We start from the raw sequence: 24386 nt of genomic DNA, 5'->3' as shown, positions 1-24386 counted from the left end.
TTAACGGCACGATCCTAACCAGATCTTATTAGTATAAACCAAATCTTCGAGTTCTGATAATGCCGAGATCCGGCAGAAATGGTTGCACTAGACAGCACAAAAAGGGACCCCGCCACATCCATGGCTTTGGGGCCCCTCATCTTACTCCCTTACAAACAAGCGAGTTGGTACATCTCCTCATTGGTTAACGCTTTGTTATAAATAGCTAATCCACCGATGCTGCCGACAAAGAAATTACCGATCTCATGAGAACGATCCACTGCTCCAACGGTAAAATCAGCACCATCCTGTCCGCCATCGAAAAGTCCGCCTGGGTAATGATAAGGATTACGGATCGGGCGTTCATCCAGTATCCCATTTACATAGGACCGCACATACTGGCCGTCGTAAGTAAAAGCAACAAAGTGCCACTCCTCAAGAGGAATCTCCGTTTGACCGATGGATGAATCCATACACCAGCGATAGCCAGGTGTCGGGCCACCTAGGGATGATACATGGCCGCACACCTGTTGGCCACTCTCCCAAATCGATAAATTCAGAAATAGTCCATACTGGCGTTTCTTATTCGTTTCATTCCAAATGCCAGCAACAAATTCGCATTCATTATTGGATTTCTTTCTGCGTTTAACCCAAGTAGCTACCGTCACCTGTGCGTTCTCTCCATGCATGTTCAGATCTTGGAGGTGTTCACGGGGAATTCGAAACCATTTCCCTTCCTCCAGCAGTGCGCTGTATGGACCGAATACGCCTTCATCGTCTCGTTCTACCGGCCCTCCACCTTCCTTCAGGGCATATGGCTGTCCTCCCATTGAATGGCGTGCTTGCCCAGGCCCTTCTTGAAAGTCCCAAAAACTCACTAAATCCGGATGGTTGAGGATGATTGCAATGTCCTTCTTCATGTATGAAGCCTCCAAAATTTCCTATTTCTTTTTGGTAAACCATTCGTTCATCGCATCGATGGCAGCTTTGCCGCCCTTGGCGTTGAATTCCTGTACGAACTTATCAAACTCGCCAAGATCGCGTTTACCCATTATAAATTTCAACGCATTTTCTTCTGTATAGTTGCGCAGTTCTGTAAATTTCGTGTCGTACGCCTCAATCGAAGGTGCGTATGAGGTTTCTTCACGATTCTGCTTAAATTTCAGCAGGGGCTCGTAATACGGAAGGAATCCTTTTACCTTCAAACGTGCATTGAAGCTCGGGTCGCTGTCACCAAAGAAGTATAGTGTCCGCCAGGGAATGTTGTTGCTCTGTTCCGGTGTCTGCACGATTTGCCCGTTATCTACCTTGTAATCCTGACCTTCAATTCCGTAAGTCAAAAATTTGTCCGTATCTGCATTCATGATGTAATTGATGAAGGCAGCTGCACCTTCCTTGTTCTTAGCTTGCTTCGGAATGACGATGTAGCTGCCTGGAATACCTTCTTCTTGGAAGCCAGCTGCTCCGTTCTTGCCACTAACAGGTGGGATGTACTGCAAGGTTCCTCCGGTCTTTTTATCCTTGATGGATGTATCGATCGCCAGCGCATCACCCCAATACACCGTGCCAAAAGCGGCAGTACCATTGATCATCTTGTCCTTAATGTCTTTATTGATAGCAAATTCTTGGTCGATTAAACCTTCGGAATACCATTTCTTCATGGTTGTGAGGTATTCTTTATATTCCGGTTGCAGCCACGAGAATTCTAACTTACCATTTTTAGTTACCGTTGAGTTACCTACCCCAAACGCAGATGCGTACGGCACGAAGGACGCCATAAACGCACCCGGATTTCCAGCGGCACCTGTGAGAGGCGCCATATTCTTTTTCTCTTTGATTGTTTTAAGCGTCGTATACATCTCGTCCATCGTCGTCGGTTCTTTCAGACTAAGCTCCTTCAGTATGTCGGAGCGCTCCAGAAGGCCGTTGCCCACCTTTTGGGCAACACGCACTGGAATACCGTACATTTTGCCATCCAGCTTGGATGCGTCGAGAATTTCTTTGGGGAGAAATGTAGATAGATTCGGGATATTGGTTTTAGCTAATTCGTCAAGTGGCTCGAATGCTCCCTGCTGGGCCAGTTTAAAGTAGTCGGATTTGCCAGGGATCAACATAATATCGGGTACATCACCTGAAGCCAAAATGATCGATATCTTCTGGTTGGGATTATCCTTAGGCAGCGACTCGAATTTCACGTTAAACCCGGACTTCTCCTTCAGAACGTTTACCAACTTATTATCGTTGATTGTTTCGCTGCCCTTGAATTGCTCCATTGAGGGATGATAGGTGCGCATCACCTTCACGTCCTTGTTTTTAACCGCTCCACTTGTACTTGCCGCCCCAGAACTAGTGCTTGCAGGAGCAGAGTTATTACTGCTGCAACCAACCACAAGCCCAGCTAATAGGACCGCAGACATGCCCATAAGTGCTGTTTTTTGAATTTTCATCGAATAAAACCTCCCCAATAAAGTGTTTATATAAAAAAACGGGCGTGCTTGCAGGTTGGCCATTACCCTTTGACTGCGCCCAACATAACCCCTTTGACGAAATATCGTTGAATGAACGGATACACAAACAGAATCGGAACTACCGCACACAGTATGGCCGCTGCCCGGATCGTTTCCGGGGTGACTTCGCGGAATACATCATTCACAACCAGATCAGCTGACTTCTCATCGGTCACGAGTTGAAGCAGAAACATTTGAAGCGGCATCAACTGCCGGTCGGTGATGTACATCATGGCTTGGAAGAAAGCATTCCAGTAGCCAACTGCGTAGAACATGCCGACGGTAGCCAGTGCAGGTACGGATAACGGCAGGTAGATCGAAGTCAGAATTCGTAAGTTTGATGCACCGTCCATTCGAGCAGATTCTTCCAGCGAGTCGGGTACGCCCATGAAGAAGTTGCGAATCAAAATCATATTAAACGGTGCCAGCGCAGTTGGCAAAATGAGCGACCATAGTGAGTTGAGCAGCCCAGCTTGCTTCACCACGAGATACGTCGGAATTAACCCACCGTTGAAGAACATGGTGATAACGAACAGTAACATCATAAAGCGAGTATACGGTAAGCCTTTACGGGAAAGCGGATAAGCTGCAAGCACAGTTAGCGACATGCTGATTATCGTCCCTACGATGGCAATAAACACCGAGTTGCCGAACGAATAGTAAAATTGCTTATTTGAAAGCACGTATTCAAAGGAAATCGTGGTTATACCTTTGGGCCATAACAGGATATCCTTGGCTAGCACATGTGCTTCACTGCTGAACGCTTTGGCTGCCACGTGTATGAACGGCAGAATCATCGACAGTGATATAACGGAAAGTATGAACACGTTAAAATAACCGAATATGGTTTCTCCTCTAGTACGAATCACACAGGCACCACCTCTCTAGGTTAGTAAATTCCTTCCTCACCCATTCGCCGGGCAAGCGTATTGGCAATAACTAGCAGCACACAACCAATGACTGATTTAAAAAGCCCAGCCGCCGTAGTCAGTCCGAACTGCATGGTCCCTAATCCCACTCGGAATACATACGTATCGATAATATCACCGACATCGTATACGGTCGGGTTGTACATCACGAGCACCTGCTCGAAACCAGCGTCAAGTAAGTGACCAATTCGCAGCAGAAGCAGAATAATAATCGTTGAGCGGATGCTCGGCAGCGAGATGTGCCAGATTTGTCGAAGCCTTCCCGCCCCGTCCACTGTGGCTGCCTGAAACAATTCCTCATTGATGCTGAGCAATGCCGCAAGGTAAATGATAGCCCCCCAGCCGGCTTCCTTCCATACATCGGTGTACACGAGAATCCAGCGGAACAAACTCTCGCTCGTTAAGAAGAAGATCGGCTCACCGCCAAATGCTTGAATCGCTTTATTCACAATACCGCTGCTCGGTGACAACAAATCGACAGCGATTCCGCCGATAACGACCCAGGAAATGAAATGCGGCAGGTACGTAAACGTCTGTACCCAGCGCTTGAATTTCACCAACCGAAGCTCATTAAGCAGTAGCGCTAGCAGGATTGGTGCAGGAAACCCGACAACCAACTTCATCAAGCTGATAACTAGCGTGTTAATGACCACCCTTGGAAACTCATCGAACATAAATAACTCACGAAAATACTGAAGACCGACCCATTTACTTGCAAATACCCCTTGCATAATGTTGTAGTCCTTAAAGGCAATCACGACTCCGTACATCGGTCCATATTTGAACACTAGCAGGAACACCAGCGCTGGCAGAACCATCAAATAAAGATCCCAATACTTCAGCAGCGGATGGCGATTGGCTCGCTTGCTTGTCAGCACATGGGATGCTGTGGCAGGGACTGAGGCTTTCATATCTTGGATCTCTCCTCTCCGAGATGCTGGATTTGAACTTCTGTGCCCTCATTATATCTGTTGTAGATTTGAAAGCGTATACCAATCCTTTTACTTTCATTGCAACTATTTTTACTACCTGAACGAACTGAACGAACATCACATACTTACTTCTTTTAGCTCACAGGCTGCTAATCATGGCTGAATTTTTCAATTACTGGAAAACCTCCAGTTATTTTTCAGATTAAAGCTGGAATTTAATGGTTAACTGGAAATTATGTAGCTATTTTTTAAGTTTCTACTGTTTCTGAAGCAATCACTTGATATTACATGTATGTTTTACAGTTATTCGTATAAAATCGAGTTTTCTCACGAAATTAGCTGTATGTTCTCCCGCTATTTCCAACAAGGAACTATCTACTTGGCCCCACCTACAGATAACCTGGTCACTCCTAACCCAAACCATATAAATTCGGACGAAAAAAAGCCAATCGAAAGATTGGCCATTATTTGTTAACCTCGCTCGGTTTAACGCCCCAGAACTTCTGAAAGCTTTTGGAGAAGTAGTTCATATGACGGTACCCAACTTGTTCCGTGGCGTCAGATACCTTGACTCCTGTGCTTAATAACTCCTTGGCCCGCTCCATCCGCAGCCGCAGCACATAACTGGAGAACGATTCCCCAATCGTTTCTTTGAAAATTCGACTCAAGTACGAATAATTGATGTACATGCTTTCCGCTGCAAAATGTAAACTGAGCTCTTCCTTATGCAAATGCTCCTGAATAAAACGCATGACCTCATGTGCGGTCCGCTGCGAACTCGACTGCCTTCTCTGTGCGATGGCCAAACTAATCCGGCCGGCCATCCGATTCAACCAGCCTTCGATCTGTTCCCGGGTAAGCAAGGACGTGTACGACTCGAAGTCCTCGTAATCGCTCTTCAGCGTGCCACGCAGCGTCCAGCCTTGTGCATGTACAATCCGTGCTAGTAAGCAAGCCATTCGAAACAAGACCTCTCGTGCTTCCACCACGGGTATACCGCTGGCGAACCCCGTCTCCATAATACGACGGACGAGCTCCTCTCTTCGCTCCTCCTGGCTGCCCGCCTCGATCACCGCCTCAAATTCACGTTCAATCTCTTGCAAAGCGTCCCATGAATCCTCTTCGGGCGTATCATCACGATAGGGAATCGCAACGCCGTTGCCGAGAATAAGCCTCTCCTGCAGCGCAAGACGGCACATCTTGTAAGCACGGGGCAGCAAGGAAATTTCAGCCACCGGAGTACCTATCCCCGCACTTGCAGTCAGCTTCAGTGTGTCCTTGACCGTCTCCAACAGCGCAAGAATCTGACCGTTTGCCAACCCCTTCATCACTTCGTCGCCTACGTCCGTAGAAGCGAAGAAAATAGCTGCTGTCAGGCTATCATCATCCTGCACAACAACGCAATTCTCATTCTCCAACATATCCCGGGCAATCGTAAACAGTGAAAACTGCACCAACTGTCGGTCCTTCACCTCAAACCGCTCGTTTCCCTCAGGTATTGGATCCATATCTAGAATAATGGGCAACGCTTTTCGGTTCTCTAGCCGTATCGCAAGATCATGTCCTCTCCGATCGATTTCCCAGGCGGAATACCGGCCGTTCAACCAATTTTTATAAAATAATTCCTTCAGATGAGGCAAATGTTCGTTCCACCTCATTTCCAGCAGCGTTGTATTATGCTTGTCGTTTAGCTCTTTTTCCCGCAGTTGTTTCGCTTCGAGTACAGCCTCCACAATCTGCTCATTCTCAGCTGGCTTAATTAAATATTTGAATACGCCTTGCTCAATGCTCTCCCGAGCGTAGTCAAAATCGTCGTGCCCGGTCAGAATCAGCAGCTTAATATGCGGGTATTGCCGTTTGACCATTCTCGCCAGTTCCAGCCCATCCATCTCCGGCATCCGAATATCCGTCAGTACAATATCAATATGATCGTTCTGAAGCACGGACATCGCTTCTTTGCCCGTTGATACGGCAGCCGCCAGTTCGATCTGCACTTCGGTCCACTCGATCCCCTCCGCTAGTCTCTCCCGGACATACAGCTCATCTTCTACAATTAACAACTTCATCGCGCTTCGTCCTTCCCTATTGGAATCGTAATCGTAACCCGCGTTCCCTCATTTTCCACGCTGTGCACGTGCAGATCTGCTTGTTCGCCGTAATACAGTTTGAGCCGTGATTTTACATTTTTTAGTCCAAAATATATATCAGGCGGGCTGTTCTTCGAAATCCGGTACGAATGACTTGTAATCGCGCTTAGCTCGCTGCTCAGGTGATTCATCTTCTCCGATGGAATCCCACTACCTGTGTCCTCTACCTGTATCTGCAGGAATCCACCCGCCAGATTCGAGTTAATCCGCAGTTCGCCACCACTGGGGTTTCGCTCCAACCCGTGGATGATCGCGTTCTCCACAACAGGCTGTAGGAGCAGCTTCAGGATTTGAATCGATTTGGTTGATTCCTCCAGCGTTATCTGAACTGTAAAATGATCCGTACGGATCTGTTGTACCCGGATATAATACATGAGGTGCTGAACCGTCTCTTCCAGCGTAAACGTCTCACGTCCCTTACCGAGACTGACCCGGAAAAATCGAGCAAGATTAATAACCATTTCGCTAATCTCATGAATTTTATTTTTAAAGGCAACCGAGTAGATCGAATCTAACGTATTGTATAAAAAATGCGGGTTGATCTGCGATTGCAGGAGGCTGAACTCCGATTTGGCCAGCCGGAGCTCCTTCTCGTAATCCTCCTCGATCAGTAGTCGCTGCGCTTCCGCCATCCGGTTAAAGCCGTTCATGACGGCACCGAATTTATCCTTGCGGCGATGTACAATTTGCGTATTCAGGCTGCCGCCACTGAACTGCTTGAACGCCGCCAACAACTTCTGCAGAGGTTTCGAAATTTCCACATAGACGAGCCACGCAATCCATATGGCCATGATGATACTGATAACGATGATCAAATACGTAAACTGTTGCAGCCTATGCGTCAGCTTGAACAATTCCGAACGCGGCTGCTCCAGTTCGATTGACCAAAAGTTGCTATCCTCTTTGATCGACATCACATCGGCATCATTGCCATTCCCGTGCACGGCGCCAGGATTTGTCTCCAACACGAAACCGTTATTATAGGACAATCTGATGTTCATATTATCGGATGTCTGAAGATGTTGAATGATTTTGCGGAAGGAAGCCTTATCCACAGCAAGCACGAGCACGTTGGGCTCTTTGCTGTTGCTTTGCATATCGAGTAGCCGGGAATAATAAATCATATCGTTATTCAGGTAGGCGGATGGACCACCGACTTTGGCCGTCGGTACATGCACCACGAGTCCGCCATTCGAGTTCACCGTTTGCTTGAACCAAAACTCCTGCTTCACATCTGGCCATCTTAAGCCTCCGGTCATCGTGGATACGCCGTTCCCGCTTTCCCCATGTATGATAAACGCTTCTTTGATTGAACCATTCACATTGGTAAGGGCGGACAGCTGCTGCTGTACCGTATGCAGTCCGTACAAATGGTCAGGGTTAAGAGGGTTATCGATATTGTTCCAAATATCGACAATGGACGAATTCAAAGCGATAAGCAATGTTTGTTGATCCATGTTTTTCGTCAGTTGATCCACGTACTCCAGAGTCGTCAGTAGCGCTCCTCGCGTGCGGTCGTTGATCTGATCGTCCAGAATCGACTGGGAATAGTTGTTTGCGAAAACACTGACGCTAACGAGCGGCAGCAAGATAAGCAGAAAGGTAAGTGTTAGCTTGAATTGGATGGAATGCAGCCGATTGAGCAGCTTCATCGTGGGCCACCTCTTTGGACTTCCCGCTGCACCGCTGAGGGCGGGTGGCCCATTATTTTTTTGAACACACGGTTGAAATGGGCCTGATCGCTATATCCCAAATACTCCGAAATCTCCCCAATGGTCATTCTAGTATTAAGGATCAAATCGCGTGCCGAATGCACACGAATGTGATGCAGATACGTGATCGGTGTCATGCCCGTCACTTCCTTGAACGTTTGTGTAACATAGTTGGGAGCGCGGTCCACGAGTCGGGACAGCTCCTCGATGCGGATCCGATCACGGTAGTGGGCAGAGATATAGTCCTGCACCTCACGCATCAGTCTCAGCTTGGCGAAGCCAAATCGCTCTTCTGAGGTTTCCTGGACGAAATAGCCGAACAGCTCCGTGGCGATTCCTGTGCAGATGATGTCGGCATGCTCTCGCTGGCCGAACCAATGCTGCGCAAGCGTGCTAAAACGCTGCTTGACGTAGTCGAACTGCTGTGCTTTCACCTTCCGGTAGGGTTCAAGATTAGAGAACGCTTTCAGACCTCTGTGCAAATGAAAATGCGACGAATACTTCACATGCGGCCCGTCAGAAGCATTTGTGCCTGAGCGCATCACACCCTGCCGGATGTACAGAAAGTCACCTTTTTCCAGATGAACCGGTTCGTTATTGACCACATAATTCACTTTCCCATGCGTCACAAGAATCAACATGTCTGTCAAGGTCGGCTCCTCCGCCTTCTGCCAGTCCACGTTCATATCATCAATAAATACGGATACGAGCTGCATCATCCCTTGTTCCCCCTTCCTGTCTATACCTTAGAATTATACAAAAAACAGTTGTTTCCGCAATAGTTATTTTTCAGCTATTCACTTAAGATTGAACTAACAAAGCTTAAGGGGGCTGAACATGATGGCCATATATCCGGTCGCTTCCATCGAAGAAATTCCTTCCGGTGCATTTAAAATCGTACAAATTGAACAACGCTCCATCGGGGTCTATAACGTGAAAGGTGACTATTACGCTGTACATAATTATTGCCCGCATCAAGGGGCGGAGTTATGCAAAGGAGTAGTCTGCGGGACTACACTTGAATCTCAAGTCTATGAATTTATCTATGGGCGCGACCAAGAAATATTACGTTGCCCTTGGCATGGCTGGGAGTTCGATCTCAAGACGGGCAAATCATTGTTTAGTGATAAAGTGCGGACACGCACCTACCCTGTCGTCGTAGAAGATGGACAAATTGGCATCGTGATTGGTTAATAAGGAGGAGTAACGATATGATTTCAAACAAAGAGAAATTGCCTGTCATTGACTGTGATGTGCACAATCAGTTCCGTAGTAGAAACGACTTGATCCCTTATCTTGATGAGCCTTGGAGAAGCCATGCCGAGAGGTTCGGTTTACCCAATGCTGGACTCCCCTACTCATCGCCAATTGGCAGTAAGCGCAAAGATGCGGATCCACCTAGCGGACTACCGTTGGGATCCGATCCGCATTACATGCTTGAGCACCTGGTCGAACCGTTTAACCTTGATTACGCGCTGCTGTGCTCCGATTCAATTATTGGCGTGTCTGGTTATGCAGACACCGATCACGTGGCAGCTGTATGCCGGGCCTACAACGATTATCTAATCGCCGAATGGCTGCCCGTTAGCCCGAAGTTCAAAGGATACCTGTGCATCGGCACACAAGATCCGGTGGAGGCTGCGCGCGAGATCGACCGGGTCGGTCCTCATCCAGACATCGTCGCTGTCAGTGTGATCGGAGGTTCCCGGATGCCGTACGGCCAGCGTTTCTTCCATCCGATCTACGAAGCATGTGAGCGCAATGGGCTTCCGCTTGTGATTCACCCGGGTGCCGAAGGCGCAGGTAGCTTTAACCCACCGACTGCGGTCGGCTATGTGTCAAATTATTTGCAGTGGCATACTTGCTTGCCCCAAACCTTTATGGCTCATTTGGTTAGCTTTGTGTGCGAAGGCGTGTTTGAGAAGTATCCGGGGTTTAAAGTGGTGTTTTGCGAGGGTGGCGTCACTTGGCTGCCTCCACTGTTGTGGCGGCTGGACAAAAACTTCAAAGCCTTACGCTCATCCACGCCATGGCTGAAGCGAATGCCGAGCGAGTATGTGCGCGACCACTGCTTCATGACGACACAGCCAATCGAAGAACCGGATGACTTCAAACATCTCGAAGCGATGTTCAATATGTTCGACGCCGAGAATATGCTTCTCTTCTCCAGCGACTATCCCCATTGGGATTTCGATGATCCGACGAAGATCCTGCAACGGCTCCCGCTTGAGAAGAAGAAGAAAATTTTCAGCGAAAATGCTCGGCAGTTGTTCAAGCTAAAGTAAATGCACGAAACTCCCCTACTCCTCCCTCCCTCCCTTTCACTGAAAATGAAGGGGAGGGAGTTTTAGTTCGCAGCGTTTAGGTTTAACTGGAAAATATACAGCTATTTATGAGATATTTATCCGAAAACTCGATTTAACTGTATAAAATCCATCTATTCGCCTGAAGCACGATTAAAAAGAGCAGTTCCCCACGAAGGTGAACTGCTCTTTTCCCCGAAATACGACATCCTATTTCTTGTTCAATTTATCATAAATAGCCTTACCATCTTTGGTAAACCAATCCTGCGATGCTTTGATAACATCTTGTCTGCCGGCAGCATCCGCCTTTTTATAATACTCATCCAATGCCGTAAGTGGTAACGCGCCGTTGATGATTTTGGCAACGTACTCATTTCTCAGGTCGATCAATGCTCTACCTTTGGCAAGTTCGACTTCCGTCTGCGGCCTGTACTGGTTAATATTGAAAGCAGTCAGCTGTGCACCCGCTTGGGCAAAACTCTTCATAGCTGGCTCATATCCGCCAAGTAAAGCGTTAGGCAGCCAAATGTCCGGTGTATTCCACATTCTATAATACAGTTTATAAATGATCTGATCATACGCAGGTTTCTTCGGAGTCAGCGCGCCATTGACCATGTCATAGTGCACGCCTTCCTTACCGAAATTCACAAACTTCTGCAGATCTTTATCTTTCAAATAGGTGTTCAGTAAATCCACAGCTTCGTTCACATTTTTCGAACTTTTAGGAATGATATAGAAGTTGGATACAGGAGCAGGCATTGTATAGCCTTTCTGTCCATCTTTACCTTCTACCGTAGGCAAGAAGCTCAACTTCGCATTCGCATCAATTTTACTTAAGCCTGCCTGGTAAGTAGCAGGATCCCAATAACCCGCATATGCTGCAGCTGCTTTCCCCGCCGATATCTTTTCGGTCACTTGCTGTGTTTTGTTGAATAGGTACTCGTTGTCAATCAAGCCTTCTTTATAGAGCTTATTCAGGTATGTCAGCAAGTCTTTTAGATTTACATCCTGTGCATCAACCAGCTTACCATCCTTAACAATGAAAGGGACAGCGAGGTTATTGATGCCGGATAATCCGAAAGCTGCGGTAATGACATCCAGTCCATCAAGCGGATTACCGTTATTGCCGGCTGCTGCTACGTACGGTATAGTTCCCTTGCCGCTTGGATCTTTGTCCTTCATCGTCTTCAAGAACGTATATAGTTCATCAAGATTTTTAGGTGCCTTTAGCCCCAGCTTATCCATCCAATCTTGTCTAGCTAGAAATCCTGCGCCTAGATCTACGTTTTCGAATTTCTGAAACGGAGGAACCGGGATGGCATATTTCTTCCCTTCCAGCGTTACAGCCGTCCATGCATTCTCAGTCACTAATTTATCTACTTCGCTGCCGAATTGCTTGATCGCATCGTCTACTGGCAGGAGAGCTCCCTGAGCGCTGAAACGTTTGAAAATATTCAAATCATTCGTATAAATCAGATCATATACATCACCGGACGCAAACATCAAATTGTACGTATCCAATTGATTTGCAGCCGGAATAACATTCCACTCTATATTACTGTAGCCTGTTTTCTCTTTGATCATGTTCAGGAATTGGTTATCGTTTGCACTTGCTCCTTGCTCGTAGCCTTTGACTCCTGCATTATCGGGAACAGCGATTCTGATTTTGGCGGCCTTATTCAGCTTCGGTCCTTGGGTCGCAGCAGCCTCTTTCGTTGCCTTGGCTTCTGGCGTCGCTTTGTTTGTTTCATTACTACAGCCAGCAAGGGACACCGTGGCTGCAAGTGTAACTAATAAAGTTGTCGTTGACCATTTGTTTAATCTCTTCCGCATATTTTTTCCCCCTTCAAATATGTAGCTATTGTTTAACAGCACCTAGCGTTAAGCCTGTGACAAAATACTTTTGTAGAAATGGATAGACGAGCAGAATCGGTATTGAAGAAACGAAGATGGCAGCGGCTCTGAACGTCTCGGAAGCGATATTAGCCAGTTGCTCGGGATTTTCCAAACCGTTCTTATTGGCTGCGGCCACTATGTTTTGCAAAAATAAAGGTAACACCTGCACTTCTTTTTTCGTCAAATACATTAAAGGGTCCATGTAGTTGTTCCAAATCCCTACCGCGCTGAAAATAGCGATTGTCGCAAGCAACGGCTTGGAGATCGGAAGCATGATGCGGAATAGGATCGTGAGATTGCCAGCTCCATCAATTCTCGCAGATTCCTCTAGGCTATAGGGCAGAGACTCGAAGTAATTTCGCACCAGAATCAGATTGAAAGCGCTCACCATCCCTGGAATGACAAGCACCCACAGATGGTTAATTAATCCGGTATTTTTAATGACCATATAAGTAGGGATCATTCCCCCGTTGAACAGCATCGTGAACACATAAAGAATATTGATGGCTTTACGACCTACTAAATCCCTCTTCGCAATGGCATACCCCACACAAGCTGTAAAAAACACTTGAATGGCTGTACCTAGAACGGCTACAAACAGGCTGTTCGTAAACGCAGTGCGAAAATCAATACCTGATAACAACACTTCGTAAGCTTTTAACTGAAAACCCATCGGCCATAAGCTGACCTGACCGCTGACGACGTAAGCTTCTTCACTAACCGATTTCGCTAACAGTGTGATAAACGGTAGGACGCAAATGAGACCTACTGTAATCAACAATGTGTAATTAACAACCGTAAATACCTTTTCCCCGGTCTTCATCCTCTTGTCGAACAAAGCTATTTGCTCCTCTCTGCTGCCGATTTACCATATCCCTCGGTTCGAATACTTACGGCTAATTTTATTGGCCAGAATCATTAAGGTAAATCCAATTACAGATACAAACAAACCGACCGCGGTTGTATAGCTATAACTACCGTTCTGAATCCCTTCGCGGTACACATAGGTGCCGATGACATCCCCAACACCGTATACAAGGGGATTGTACAACAGTAGTACCTGTTCCGTATCGCTGCCCAATAAGGTAGACACCCTTAGAATAATGATGAATACAATCGTACTGGATATGCCTGGGAGCGTAATATGCCACGTTTGTCTGAGTTTACCTGCACCGTCAACGCTGGACGCGGCGTACAGATCGGGATCAATTGACGTTAATGCGGCCAAGTAAATAATGGCGCTCCAACCGGTTTCTTTCCAAGCCGTCGATGCGACGAGCACACTGCGGAAGTAACTATCGTCGCCAAGAAACGTAATTGGTGAGATGTCGAATGCCTTCAGGATGCCGTTGATAATGCCTGTGCTTGGGGACAGGATATCCACAAAAATCCCTGCAATAACGACCCACGATAGAAAATGTGGCAGATAGGTAAGCGTTTGCGTCATGCGTTTAACAACGCCCGATCTGACTTCATTCAACAGCAGCGCCAAGATAATAGGCAAAGGAAACTGAAAAATAAATTTGAACAGATTGATCAGCATCGTATTGCTTAACACACTAAAAAATTTAGGATCGGTCAACAATGTTCGAAAATGTGCCAGCCCTACCCACTTGCTATCCAGTATGCCGTCGAATACCCGATAGTTCTTAAATGCGATGACGATCCCCAGCATCGGGACATAACTGTAAATCAAAAGCACCAGTAAGGGGATCGAAATAATCAGATATAAATCAAGATTATGTACGATTCTTGCCTTCAGGCGATTTTTTTTCTTGGGGATCACACCTGCTTCTAGAGAGTTGATCGCGTGGGAGGGTGTAATCTTTGCCATTTCATCACCTCAGCTCCTTGTTGTATAGCTTTATTTTACGTAAATATACCCATCAGCCACAACAGGACAGAAGTAAGATATCTCTGACAAAAATACGGATTATACGCTTCCCGAAATCTTTAGCTTCGCAACGGCACGGCAGCCATTGCCTGGTTCGCTGTAAAACTGCAAGCCACATTCCTCACCATAATAGACTTGTATACGCTGATGTACGTTCTTCACCCCGTACCCTCTGCTCTCCGTCTCAAACATTTCCTGAAGCCTTTCTGCCGTTATCCCTACGCCATCATCGATGACCTCCAAAACCATATAGGCGTCTTCCCGATAAGCACGGACGACAACGGTTCCAGCTTTCCCTTTTTTAGGCCTGATCCCATGAATAACTGCATTTTCAACGAGTGGCTGCAAAATCATTTTGATCATAATCTTCTCTTCCAGACCCTCTTCGACGTCCGTCTTAAACTGGATGGCTCCCCGATAGCGATAATTGATGATCTGCATATACTTGCTGACCTCCATAACCTCTTCGGCCACGGAGATATGCTCCTTGCCTTCGTTCAAACTCAACCTCAGAAACTTGGCAAGTGATTCGGTTAATTCCGCGATTTCTTTCGCGTCGATTCGTAAAGCGCTCCATTGAATAATGTCTAACGTGTTATACAAAAAGTGTGGGTTTATTTGCGCATACAACAGTTTCATTTCCGACTCTTGCTTGCTGATTTGTGCTTGATACACTTCTTCAATAAGGGCTTTAATTCGCGTGCTCATTTTGTTAAAAGAGCGCTGCAGCCGAGCATATTCATCATTTCCTCGAATATTATCCTCTGTCTCAAAGTTCCCTTTTTCGGCATGCTTGATGAGCTTCACCAACTTTTTCAATCTTTTGGTAATGCTCCCTGAAATAATGAAGGCAGTAATGATAGCAATAATTGAGACCACCCCCGCCAAGGCGAGCATGAAGTTCTGAATCCACCTACTGTTCATGCCAAGATGCTTCTCCGTCATTAGCAGTGCAATTTGCCATTCCAGACCTTTCGTTGTGCTGAAAACAGCATAATTGGCCCTCTCCGCAGGTCCGAAACTGATAATTCCCTCTTCCTCTTCCGGCAAAGACTTCAAGTACATGTCACTTACACCACTGCCACCTGCCTTTAATTGCTCGAAGCCTATTCGCTTGTTAGGGGACCTAACGAGTGTTTCCGCTCCATCTGGGAGCCGAATATCATTCAGAATAGACCATATAAATTTGGCATCCAGCTCCACCATCACATAGCCGAGCACATGCTGAAACCGGTTAATATCCTTGATTTCTTTAATAAAGATAACTTCATCCTTCTGAACGATGCTGAGATGTTCCACTTCACTTGCATAGAACCACTTTTCTCTGATTTTCCCTTCCAAAAGTGGCTGTAGACCTGCCTCAAGTTGAAGCTGATCTATGCCAAAGAAATTCGGGCTAGCCGAGACGAAGGTTGGGTTCCCTTTCATGAAATAGCTAACCTTGAGCACATTGCTCTTGCCCACGTAATTGCTTACGTTTTTGTTCAGCAGATTAAAAAAATCAATCACTTCCCCCGAAGTCAAAGCGCGTTCTGATACCGTTCTTAGAATGAGCTGAATATCATAATTGCTTTGCGTCAGATCGGCAATGTTATAGGCAGTTTCAATACCGAATGAAATGTTTTTCTCCGCCTGCTTCAAGGTTTCCAAGTAAGCCTTACCCGTCTGTTCAACCACAGACTTATGAATCGTAATATAGGAGAAATAGACCAATACCATGACTGGAATAATGATCAAAATTAAATAGGAAATAACCAGTTTGGTCCGCAAGTTGATGTTATAGTAAATGCCACTGAGCTTGTTCATCACTGTTCTCATAGCATTTTCTCCCGATATTCCATAGGGTTGACGCCCACTGTTTTTTTGAATATTTTGGTGAAATAGTGCGTGTCCTGATAGCCAACCTGATTGGCTACTTCATATATTTTGATGGAGGCGTCCTTGAGCAGCTCCTGCGCCTTCTTTATTCGTACATGCGTGATATAATCGTTAATCGTGTGACCCGTTTCTTTTTTGAATAACGTCTGGAGATGTCCAGGAGACATGAATACTTCCGCAGCCAGCTGCCCAATGGTCAGATTCTGATAGTAAATTTTATGAATAATACCCTCAACATCTCGGATAATTCTGCGGGACTTGTTGTTTCGCAACTCATTCGAAGCCATCTCCAAATAGACTAGTTTCTCCATGACAAATATCTCGATTTGCTGAGGGCTCTGCATCGTTCTGAATTGGTGCAACGATTCTTTCACCTCTTGCGCAATGGCAGGCTCGATATGCGTGGATGCGCTTCGAATCGCTTTAATAAGAAGCTCACTGCAGATGGTTGTAAGAAACAGCATGCTTTCCATCTTCAATTGCCTAATCGTAATAAAGAGCTGCTGGACCTCCACTGTTAGTACATCTGTTTGCCCTGTGCTGCATAATCCTATGATCTTCTCCACAGACTCCACAATCACCGGCAACCCCGTCGATGAAATACTGCCTGAATAATATTGGCTAACGTCATCCTTTAATCGCTTCTCCGCTCTTTCTTTATCCAACTTAGCGACAACTTTGCCTACAACCTGTATGAATTCCTCCCGATTGAAGGGCTTTAATATGTAATCGATCGCATCCAATTTAATCGAAGCCTTCACATACTGAATGTCTTGATGAGCGCTAATCATGATTACCATGACCGCAGGCTGCTCATGTTTCAACTTGTCTATAAATTGAATGCCGTCCATCACAGGCATCACGACATCGGTAATTACGATATCCGGTTTGAGGTCACGGGCAACGAGCATCGCTTCCGCTCCATCTTCTGCTTCACCAGTAATCTCGATACCTAGACGATCCCAGTCGATGAGATCTCGCAGGCCTTCCCTTGAAATATAATCGTCGTCGACCAGCATCATTGTATACATGGGTTGGGACCTCCTTGGCAATTTGAGAGCGTTCTCTTAATTGTATCTTACTCTGATCGATTTACTCAATCACAATGTAGGATAAGATCATGTTAAGAGACTCCTGGTGAAAATACCGCTTACTCATTCATGAATGAAAGCTTAATCAACAAGCGTTTCAGCATAACAACGGCTTCCGCACGTGTCGCTGATTGTGAGGGGTGAATCATATTTCGATCATCCCCAGTTAGGATGCCGAGTCCTACCATCATGTGAACAGAGTCCTTCGACCAGTCGTTTAGATGCTCCATACCTAACAGTTGAACGAAATGGGCAGGTGGATCGTATTTAAATCCCGTTACGTGCAGTGCACGATCCAGCATGACGGCAATTTCCTCCCGCGTGACGAATGCATCAGGACGAAATATCCCTCCGTCATAGCCTTCAATTATGCCGAAGGACACCGCAGTTAAGAGAGAACGGGAATACCACGCGGATGGGTCAATATCACGGAAGGCCATGCTGTCACCTTTCTCCGGCAAAGCAAGCGCATCCGTTACTAACTTGGCAAATTCAACTCTAGTTATCGCATCATCCGGACGGAATCTTCCCTCCGTATCCCCGTTCACGAGCAAACGGCCCGCCATCGTTTCAACATCCTTTTGGGACCAGTGACCGTTCAAGTCCGCAAATGTTCGGCTCCCCGTAATAAGCCCATACATACTATTGCCCATTCGGTGGATAAGTGCCATATAAGAGCCATCTGGTTGCTTGACGAACAAGGTTGGAACCGGGGCCATCGTACCATCTGTACGGAATAGAACTGCTGCTGTTCTATCTGGATCCATAGGCCCTGCTGGTATCGTTCGAGCAGCAAACGCGCTCTCATAGTCATGCATCTCCGTTACTTGACCGGAGGCATCTAGGATCGAAACGGTGAAGTCGACGGGTACACCAGTTAGCGTAAAGCCTTCTGCCGTAACAAGCTTATCTATCGCGTGCGTTTGTTCTTCCGATACGGTCGCTATCGTTACTGTGACCTTCGCATTCGCATCAAGTTTCAATTGATCAATTGGCAGCTTATACATGCCGACGGAACTTGAAATAACAAGAGAGCCAGTTCCCCCACTTTTAGATTGGATCGCTTGCAGAATCTCGGATGGTACATCCACCGTAATAGATGCCGACTCCTGAGCTGGAATCATGACAATGAAAGTTGATTTTTCCTTAGAGGATTCATGGATCTCTTTCAAAGCTTGCGCCATATGCAAGACGACGTGTATACGATTTCCTGATTCCGATGTGAGGCTAACCGCATTTTCAGATAATGTCATGGCTCGGGCGTTGCCCGCAATAATGGCCACCTCTGGCGTCAAAGGCGCTTGCGCTTTCCCACTCCCATTCGTATTAGGCACGTTTACACCGCCCACACCTCCTACGTCACTAAGACCAGATTCCGTTCGAACAGTTGCCCGAAGTGAACTACCTGGCGATACGGCCACTTCCTGTAAACTGCGATTTGCAATCCTCAGTGATTGCCAGATGATCTCCGTTTCCCCTGATTTCAGCACGTTAAAAGTCAGCTCAGCCATTCTCATCGTACCGTTGGTCGGCTGTTCATTGCCCTCTTTTGACCATGCAAGTATGATTTCCCCCTCATCACCAGCAGGTTTTATCAGATTACCGTTTGCAGCTGCATCCGCACGGATCAGTTTAACCTTCTGCGGATCGTAGGTAAATATCGTCTCGAATGCGAATAGCTCCGAAACGTTAGCTGTCGCTGTTACCGTGAAGCTACCCCCTACCTGCGGTGTACTTGTACTTGCTGAGAGTGTGTAAGCGGATGATGCTAGCAACGAATTGGCATAAGCTGGGAAAGGGTTTATAAGAAAACATAGTACCATTACAATAAATACGAAAAACACGCTTTGCTTACGTTTAGGTTTAGGTAGGGATAACATATTCATTGCTCCTTTGCACAAAATAAAAGATTCGGGAGATTTGGCGTGATAGAACCAATCTCCCGAAGTTGGATAGTTATTCGATTTTCATAGCAACTGCGGCCATATCGAGATAATCGATCTTCAGATCCTGATTAACATCGTATTGACGAACCGCCGACCAATCTGAGCTTGCCGAAGTTTTGCCATAATGGATTAAAATTGGGTACAGGTCGCTGACGCTAATGCGATTGTCACCATTCAAGTCCTCAGGCTTCTGCTTATTCACAGTCAGTTTAAAGGCGTCTACAGCTCCTACAAGTAAGCTCGTTGCCGCGTCGATCTGTGCCTGGGTCGCAGCAGTGTCAGTCTCAACCGCTTTCCCAGCGTTAATCGCAGATTGGAGAGTCGCTTTGGAACCTGCCGGATACTGTCCGATCAGCGTTCCCTCTACCGAAGCATTGTAAAGCGCTTCTGCGGCAACAATTGCTGCAGCTAAGTTCGTTTTGTTCGCATACTGAACGTTGACCGTGAGCTTAAAGGATGCCAGTGTGCTTTCAAGTCCAGTACTGATAACGGCTATTGATGCTGCTTGTAGATCAACGGTACCGTTCGTTCCAGCTGGCTTTGCTGTAAAGGTCAGCTCCAATACATCACTGTTTGCCTTAATGGCTTTAGTTACACCTAGACTTGATGCAATGATGCGGACCTGATTCGGGACAGACGTTTTCGTCGAAACAATATCAAAACCTTCCTTCAAGGATGCCGCTGAAATGAAATCCAGCTTGGTCGCGTCATAAGTTATGGTCGCATCCAGCGCATATACGCTGTCGGTCACACTATCAAGACTGTATTTGACTTTGAAGTTTTGCCCACCATCTACTGTTGCCGGACCTGTCAGCTTATTGTTCAAGTCCTGATTTGGAATCGGTATTGGTCCTGTACGTGTAAAGCGAACGCCATCAGCTAGAATAAAGTTGCCTTGTGTATAAGAATTGGTAACCACAACGCTGCCTGATTCCCCTTTATGGAAAGGGTAGCTGCCTATTTTAATCCAACTCTTACCGTTTTGGTATTGATTCACCGCGACCGTTTCGGATCCGTTTGCATAATTAATGGTAAATGGCGCATTCTGCGTTCCAGTCGTATAATGATGCCATACATATACATCATACATGCCCTCCATTGGAATGACTGGCTTGTAGCTCACGCTGGATGCTCCGTTTTTCGTAGTATTCAAAGCAAAATTACCCTTGTTCGCATCTGCATTCGTTCTGCTTTCCCATTGGCCCAAGAGGGTTACGCCAGTCGGATCTGAATTATCCATGGAGATTGTAACGTTCTCTCGTACCAGCTCAAAGCTAATATTATCAAACACAACTTTGCCGATACCTGAAAGGATACCTACATTAAGGACAAGATTTATGGGCCCGGTGACTTCAAAAGTTTGACTGTAATTAACATACTGATTCGTTAACGTAACAGGTGCAAGCTGATGATCGTTTGCTCCATCCCAAATGTTTAACTCCGGTTGTACATCGCTGCCTTCCAACTTTTTAATTTGCGCAGAGAGTACGTACGTACCAGGTTGGTTGATGGATACGGACTGGTATATGAACGTTCGATTGTTCGGCGCTCCCGCCGAATTGAATTCAGCCGCGTTCTGTCCTGCAAACGGAGAGGTCTTATTCACATAAGCGTTCGTTCCATAAACACCTCTGTTCCAGCCCATCGTCCAATCTGGTAATAACACAGCGGACGGGCCGCCTGCAGGGTCTCCGCTTACGCGTTCGAAGTCCCCATTCTTCACTATCGCAAGCGGAACATCTCCCGTAACTTTCGTGATTTGTAATGGAGCTTGACTGACGATAAACAAGCTATTCTTTTTCATCAATCGTTTCGTTCCATCAAAATCCGTAACCGGAACGACATTTCCGTAGGCATCTTGCGCGCTAACGATTTGCTCAGCGTTGGCGACAGTCACATAGAGTAATAGGTCATCCGCTGAGAGTACGCTTAGATATTTGCCATCCGTACGCTTCAGATAATGATTAGCTTTCAGGAAATTAGCACCTTCAAAGCCGCTATATGAGCCTATATAAGCATCAGCCTTACGAATATGATGCTGAAGCGTCGCCAGTGTTTGATACATTTCTGTAGGCGACTGGGAATGCCTTGTAACGAATGTATCCTCGCCCGGCGTGCCCATATTGAAATATTTGCTTGTACCTACACGCAAGAAATCCATGTAATTCCACACGGTGTCAAATATGCGCCATGGTGTATAGGTGCTATTAAGTGGATACACCTCCGACTGCCACAACTGCAGATTCGGGTGAGTCGTTTTGGCTTGTGCATACGCAGTAAGTATATCCGCTATTTTTTCCGTTCCACTATATCCATGCACATTGTAAATATCGTAATAGTTAACGTTATCTCCTTTGAGCATATCAACCGCCATTTGACGATCTGCCGCCGGGTCAGGGGTTGCAAAACCGCTTGTAGTTACGAAGAGCTCAAGGTCTTGACCCGTTGCCAGCTTATATTCGGATTTCACCCGTTGCGCTTGTTCATAAGCTATTTTTTGCATCAGGATATACTCTTCGTTCGTACCTGAGAAAGCCGCTGTGACCGCCTTGGGATTCGAAGTTGGGTGAAAATTCACCTCGTTGAGGACCTCCCAATACTTTACCTTACCGGCATAGCGCTTCATCGTCTGATAGACATAGTTGGACCAGTCCTCGCCAGTTCCTGGCGTCCCATTCGTATACATGATATCCTTAGGTACCCAACGCTCTGCTCGATACATAAGATCGTTCATGCCTGCTGGAATATCCTGTTCGGCTGGTCTGCTAGATGCCCAATCGGAAGGATAACCAAGCACGGCAAGCACATCCATTCCTGCTTCTTGTGCTTTCTCGACGTATGCATCGCTTTTGATCCAATCGAAATTGCCTTTGGTTGGCTCAACAGCATACCATAAGAACTGTAACGCACCCTCCCAACCGCGCGTGGCGCTCGTATGAATTTTGGTCCATGCAGACATATCATAGTCATAATTCGCATGCTGTCCATAATAATTGGCATATTTACCATCAGCTACGCCCGCTTCATCTACGGGTACTTTGGATATGCCACTCTTATAGATGATAGGTGCTGAGCCGCTTGAACTCACCGTTGTTTCCAAATACCAGAAGCCTACCTTATTCTTCAATTTGGGAAGTTCCAGATTTTCGATGTGATACGTACCTCCAGCAGCAACTTGCACATTAGGGTAGGACTCGGTAAATTCCACCTTCCCGTAAGGATCAGTAGCTTTAATACTCACGTCGAAGGTCTTGGCGCTATCCCCATAATTCACCGTCATAACTGGATAGACAGCGTCTTCGCCTGAATAATAAACTTGTTTCTCATTGCGAAATGCAGGCTTTACTACGCTATATTTGGATGAATTATGCCAAGGCGTAATAAACTTTTGGGATTGAATGTCTTGGCCAAATGTAATGTCAGCAAGTAGTGCTGTATCCGTTCCTCGGCTGAAAGTCTGTGCCGTGTGTTCCAGTTCACTTGCACTTAGGGCTTTGGTAGAAACCTTAACTTGACTAACATTGAACGGACTGCTTCGTTCTACCATGAATTCGTAGGGCATGAACTTCTCCAATACCGCTGCTGCAGTTACAGGCGTAGGAGGTGTAATTTCAACACCATCTTTATAAATAGCGGCATAACCGCCAGTTCCCATTTTCCAAGAAAATGCGAGATTAAACGACTGACCAACTTGATAGCTGAGCTGGTTCGGCTGCGCATACGCATATGCACCATTAGTTCCTTCCCCGTTTCTCACAAAGAAGGTTAGCGGTTGTTCATACACCGCATTCGCACCGGTAGGCTTCTTACTCGGCGGCGGAATATGAGCCTGAATTAATGTATTACCAGGACCACTCTGTTCTGGTATTAATTTGAACAAGAAATCCCAGGTGTTACCGAATTCCTCATAGGGTTTATCCAGACGCACCCGAAGCTCTATCGTCCCTTCGTTCGGATTGAATATGCCCGGCGCGTAATCGCGGTACCAGGTTGGTGTATCGGTGAAATTTCCATCATCGCCCCCGACGACGACTGGACTCGGAGCAATCGTTACCGTGAGGTTGATCGTTGCCGATGCATTCCCCAAACCCAGTTTTATGATAGCGTTTTCATTTACGTCCGAAGTTGTCGTATTTTTTGCTTTGAGAATGAGATTTCCGTCTACAACCTTCAAATAAGTACCGTCCACAGGAGCTATTGCGGTAATTTGGACATTCGGATTACTTGTACTCCCCGTCTTCAAGCGAAGTACTTGTTCATACACGTTGGCACCGACAGTCGTGCTTCCAGCAATCGTCCCTGTCAATTCGTATTTTGCTTTTTCCAGATCAACGGCCCATTGGTTCATGGATACTGTCATTTCGGCATTGCGCTCAATTTGGATGGCATCCAATCCCGCTTGGTCTGGCAGCTCTCCAACTTTGACAAACTTGATGCCGTCGATTGCTATCGGAATCGTACCATTAGCTGCAGGCGCTACTGGAGGGAAATATTGGTACCCGGCTCCGCCCGCAATAATGGGATAAGTCTGCCCGCTTCGGAAAGGGTATACACCGTATGGCACCCATGCATCTGTTCCGTTGCCTGAACTCGGGTTATTAACGACATGTTCGCCTGCCGCATGCGTTATCTTATAAGGAACGTTGCCCGCATACCAGCGCGTCGTAGCTGGCTTCCTTACATAGAAGGCATACATCCCATCCTGTGGAAACTGAGGTGTAAACGTCATGCTTTGAGGTGTAGCCTTGTTTAAATTCGCATAAGTAAATCTGCTTTGATACGTTCCACTTGCTCCTTGAATAAAGTTCGCTCCGCTTGGCGGAGCTGCAAGCCCGGTGTATGTGACACTCGGATCTTGATCGTCTATGATCACGCCAATCTCCTGCGCGCCAAGCTCATCACCTGTAGCTGCATACACAGCTGTCATTCCAATCGGGACAATGCTGATAAGCATCATCGCAATCATGATCAGCGCCATTACCCTTTTGACAACACGACTTCCCCGTACCCTTGTCATCCTCTTCAACATTCGTGACACACCTCCATTAATATGATCACACCAGCAAAAGACTTCATTCACCTCAGCTCTTATGGGTATGATCTTATTCTAAGAAATGGTAGGATACGTCCACAACAGGACAGAAGTAAGATATCTCTGACAAAAACACGGAC

The 24386-nt window shown here is 46.5% G+C and carries 16 protein-coding genes; 2 read left to right on the top strand and 14 right to left on the bottom strand.

Annotated features, from left to right (window positions below):
- Window positions 1-149: 149 nt before the first annotated feature.
- From GC096_RS24220 to GC096_RS24190, 7 genes are all read right to left on the bottom strand, one after another.
- A complete protein-coding gene (locus GC096_RS24220; protein WP_171633863.1) occupies window positions 150-899 on the bottom strand; it encodes a LamG domain-containing protein in 750 nt (249 codons plus the stop codon).
- Between the two features lie 21 nt (window positions 900-920).
- A complete protein-coding gene (locus tag GC096_RS24215) occupies window positions 921-2426 on the bottom strand; it encodes an extracellular solute-binding protein (protein WP_171633862.1) in 1506 nt (501 codons plus the stop codon).
- Between the two features lie 62 nt (window positions 2427-2488).
- Window positions 2489-3355 (bottom strand): carbohydrate ABC transporter permease, encoded by an 867-nt coding sequence (locus GC096_RS39385; protein WP_312886335.1) that lies wholly within the window; start codon window positions 3353-3355, stop codon window positions 2489-2491.
- A gap of 20 nt (window positions 3356-3375) precedes the next feature.
- Window positions 3376-4326 carry an ABC transporter permease gene (locus GC096_RS24205; RefSeq protein ID WP_171633860.1) on the bottom strand — a complete coding sequence of 317 codons (951 nt, stop codon included), beginning with the start codon at window positions 4324-4326 and terminating at the stop codon, window positions 3376-3378.
- Between the two features lie 485 nt (window positions 4327-4811).
- On the bottom strand, window positions 4812-6413 hold the full coding sequence (locus GC096_RS24200; protein ID WP_171633858.1) for a response regulator: 1602 nt from the start codon (window positions 6411-6413) through the stop codon (window positions 4812-4814).
- Window positions 6410-8146 (bottom strand): sensor histidine kinase, encoded by a 1737-nt coding sequence (locus GC096_RS24195; RefSeq protein ID WP_171633857.1) that lies wholly within the window; start codon window positions 8144-8146, stop codon window positions 6410-6412. The genes GC096_RS24200 and GC096_RS24195 overlap by 4 nt, the downstream gene beginning before the upstream one ends.
- The gene (locus tag GC096_RS24190) at window positions 8143-8925 is read right to left on the bottom strand and encodes an AraC family transcriptional regulator (RefSeq protein WP_171633855.1); all 783 of its coding nucleotides are present in this window, start codon (window positions 8923-8925) and stop codon (window positions 8143-8145) included. Before GC096_RS24190 ends, GC096_RS24195 begins: the two co-directional genes overlap by 4 nt.
- Before the next feature lie 118 nt (window positions 8926-9043).
- On the opposite strand from GC096_RS24190, the gene GC096_RS24185 reads away from it, so the two are divergent.
- Together GC096_RS24185 and GC096_RS24180 are read left to right on the top strand one after the other, a co-directional pair.
- Entirely contained in the window at window positions 9044-9400 is a 357-nt protein-coding gene (locus GC096_RS24185; protein WP_312886334.1) for a Rieske (2Fe-2S) protein, read from the top strand.
- Window positions 9401-9417: 17 nt separating this feature from the next.
- Complete coding sequence (locus GC096_RS24180; protein ID WP_171633854.1) at window positions 9418-10491, top strand: amidohydrolase family protein; 1074 nt, start codon at window positions 9418-9420, stop codon at window positions 10489-10491.
- Between the two features lie 228 nt (window positions 10492-10719).
- Here the strand turns inward: GC096_RS24180 and GC096_RS24175 are convergent, their stop codons facing one another.
- The 7 genes from GC096_RS24175 to GC096_RS24145 form a co-directional block, all read right to left on the bottom strand.
- Entirely contained in the window at window positions 10720-12342 is a 1623-nt protein-coding gene (locus GC096_RS24175; RefSeq protein ID WP_171633852.1) for an extracellular solute-binding protein, read from the bottom strand.
- 25 nt (window positions 12343-12367) lie between these two features.
- Window positions 12368-13243 carry a carbohydrate ABC transporter permease gene (locus GC096_RS24170; protein ID WP_171633851.1) on the bottom strand — a complete coding sequence of 292 codons (876 nt, stop codon included), beginning with the start codon at window positions 13241-13243 and terminating at the stop codon, window positions 12368-12370.
- 27 nt (window positions 13244-13270) lie between these two features.
- On the bottom strand, window positions 13271-14239 hold the full coding sequence (locus GC096_RS24165) for an ABC transporter permease (RefSeq protein ID WP_171633849.1): 969 nt from the start codon (window positions 14237-14239) through the stop codon (window positions 13271-13273).
- Between the two features lie 99 nt (window positions 14240-14338).
- On the bottom strand, window positions 14339-16117 hold the full coding sequence (locus tag GC096_RS24160) for a sensor histidine kinase (protein WP_171633847.1): 1779 nt from the start codon (window positions 16115-16117) through the stop codon (window positions 14339-14341).
- Window positions 16114-17208, bottom strand: coding sequence for a response regulator transcription factor (locus tag GC096_RS24155; protein ID WP_171633845.1), 1095 nt, complete (start codon window positions 17206-17208; stop codon window positions 16114-16116). The genes GC096_RS24160 and GC096_RS24155 overlap by 4 nt, the downstream gene beginning before the upstream one ends.
- Before the next feature lie 119 nt (window positions 17209-17327).
- Window positions 17328-19148 (bottom strand): S-layer homology domain-containing protein, encoded by a 1821-nt coding sequence (locus GC096_RS24150; protein ID WP_171633844.1) that lies wholly within the window; start codon window positions 19146-19148, stop codon window positions 17328-17330.
- 76 nt (window positions 19149-19224) lie between these two features.
- A complete protein-coding gene (locus GC096_RS24145; RefSeq protein WP_171633842.1) occupies window positions 19225-24243 on the bottom strand; it encodes a golvesin C-terminal-like domain-containing protein in 5019 nt (1672 codons plus the stop codon).
- Window positions 24244-24386: the final 143 nt, after the last annotated feature.

The sequence above is a fragment of the Paenibacillus plantarum genome, from assembly GCF_013141695.1.
GTDB lineage: Bacteria > Bacillota > Bacilli > Paenibacillales > NBRC-103111 > Paenibacillus_E > Paenibacillus_E plantarum.
The sequence above is the reverse complement of the archived record's forward strand: the minus strand, read 5'-3'. Positions and strand labels throughout refer to the sequence as shown.